The organism is Blautia sp. CAG:257 (genome assembly GCF_000433815.1).
In the GTDB taxonomy this organism is placed as follows: domain Bacteria; phylum Bacillota; class Clostridia; order Lachnospirales; family Lachnospiraceae; genus Blautia_A; species Blautia_A caecimuris.
On sequence record NZ_HF999062.1, the window covers coordinates 9,132 to 11,177 of the forward strand.

Annotated in this window: 2 protein-coding genes; one reads left to right on the forward strand and one right to left on the reverse strand. The window is 44.4% G+C overall.

Annotated features, from left to right (window positions below; translation table 11 throughout):
- Window positions 1–1,010: DUF885 family protein (locus QVP40_RS08155; protein WP_288200399.1), on the reverse strand; the 1,010-nt coding region annotated here is incomplete at its 3' end.
- 124 nt (window positions 1,011–1,134) lie between these two features.
- On the opposite strand from QVP40_RS08155, the gene trxB reads away from it, so the two are divergent.
- On the forward strand, window positions 1,135–2,046 hold the full coding sequence (gene trxB, locus QVP40_RS08160) for a thioredoxin-disulfide reductase (protein ID WP_022067971.1): 912 nt from the start codon (window positions 1,135–1,137) through the stop codon (window positions 2,044–2,046).

Sequence of the window (2,046 nt, forward strand, 5' to 3'; positions counted from 1 at the left end):
TTTTGCTGAAGCTTTTCAATGAGAGCAGAATTTTTGCGAAGCAAAAGCTGCATTGCTTTAAAATCTGCGGAAAGCTGTGATAAAAGTCTTTTTTCTATGTCAGCAACAGAGGCATAGGAGCCAACCTGACTTTTCAGCAGATATTCATAATATTCTTTTCCGCCTGAAAAATGGGCAAGCCCCCGGCTTGACACTCCTGTTCCTCGAAGTGATTCCAGTCCCTGGATAAGAAGCTGATAGGCAGGAATGACCTGGGATTTCAGGATTTTTTCATGAGCATCCAGAAGTTTTTTCTGATCTTCCGGGGAAAACTTTCCGTAATCTTCCAGCTTCCGGGCAAAAACCTCCAGCATGTAATTGGAATCAGGATCTTTTATAAATGCTTTGCACTGCATGAGAATCCTGTCCAGAGTGGCATCGCTCATAAAAAATCCGGCCTGTGATTTCTGCTTCTCAAATTCCAGGATACTTTGAAAATATGGCTTGACAGAAGAAAGAAGATTCAGATAATCTGCAATATCCTGATCTTCATAAAAAGCATATTCTGCAAGCAGAACAGGAAGCTGTGCCTGTGTTCCGAGACTGGGGGAAAGCATTTCTTCCAGAAGCTCATTTCCTTTGAGCGAAAGCCGGGTATGAAAATACAAAAGAAGCATATCAAGAGTAATCTGATTTTCGCGGGAAAGCCTGGATGCAGAAAAAGATTTTAACTTGTTCAGATGATTTTCACAGGCTTTGTATGTATCGGACATATCAGCGCTGACAGTGCCGAGAACAGGCGCAGGGCGGGTAATCCCTTCTTTTTCCGGATGGGCGAGAGAGTAATGAAGAGTCAGTATGTTTTCGGAAACCTCTTTTTTAAAGATTTCCCTGCAGAAGGCTTCAAATTTTCCATTTTCAGACCAGACATGGCTGGAAAAATATCCGATTCCCATACCGGAGAGAAGAACAAGGAACAATGAGGCAGTGATTAAAAAGGTTTTTTTGTATCTGCGCAGAAATGCGGGCATAAAAATACTCCTGGCAAGCGTGTTTTTACTATTTTATTGGAAAAAATACAAATGTATGCTACACTGAAAAAAGGTTAAGACAGATAAAAAATCAGCAAAAAACTGAGAAACGGAGGAATCTATCATGTCGGAAATATATGATTTAGCGATATTGGGAGCAGGTCCGGCTGGGATCAGCGCAGCTATTTATGCGGCAAGGGCTCAGCTTAATACCTTGTGGCTGGAAAAAAAGTTCGCTCAGGGCGGTCAGATCGTAGATACTTATGAAGTGGATAATTATCCGGGAATGCCCGGGATCAACGGGCTGGATCTGGGTGAAGCAATGGCTTCTCATGCGGAAAAACTGGGACTGACTCCGGTAAGAGAGAATGTCATATCCATAGAGCTGGAGGAAGGAATTAAGATTATCCGTACCCGTAAAAATGAATACAGGGCAAAAACTCTGATTCTTGCAATGGGAGCCGCTCACAGAACTCTGGATATTCCGGGGGAACAGGAGCTTGGGGGAATGGGAGTATCCTACTGCGCCACCTGCGACGGAGCCTTTTTCCGGGATCAGACAGTTGCTGTGATCGGAGGAGGAAATGTAGCGGTGGAAGATGCGATTCTTCTTGCCCGAACCTGTAAAAAGGTTTACGTGATCCACAGAAGAGATGAGCTCCGGGCGGATAAAATTCTTCAGGAAAAGCTGTTTGCCTGCGAAAATGTGGAAATCATATGGGATACCGTGCCTCTTGCCATTGAGGGAGAAAACAAGGTGACTGCATTGAAGATCCAAAATAAAAAGACAGGGGAAGAGCAGCAGATTTCTCTGGAGGGAGTTTTTGTTGCTGTTGGAATCGTTCCGAATACAGAGCTGGTTCAGGGACTGGTGAAAATGGATGAAGGAGGATATATTTCTGCAGGAGAAGACTGTGCTGCCAGTGTTCCGGGGATTTTTGCAGCAGGAGATATCCGCACCAAGCAGCTGCGTCAGGTAGTGACTGCAGTGGCAGACGGAGCAAATGCTGTGATCTCTGCAGAACGCTTTTTATAG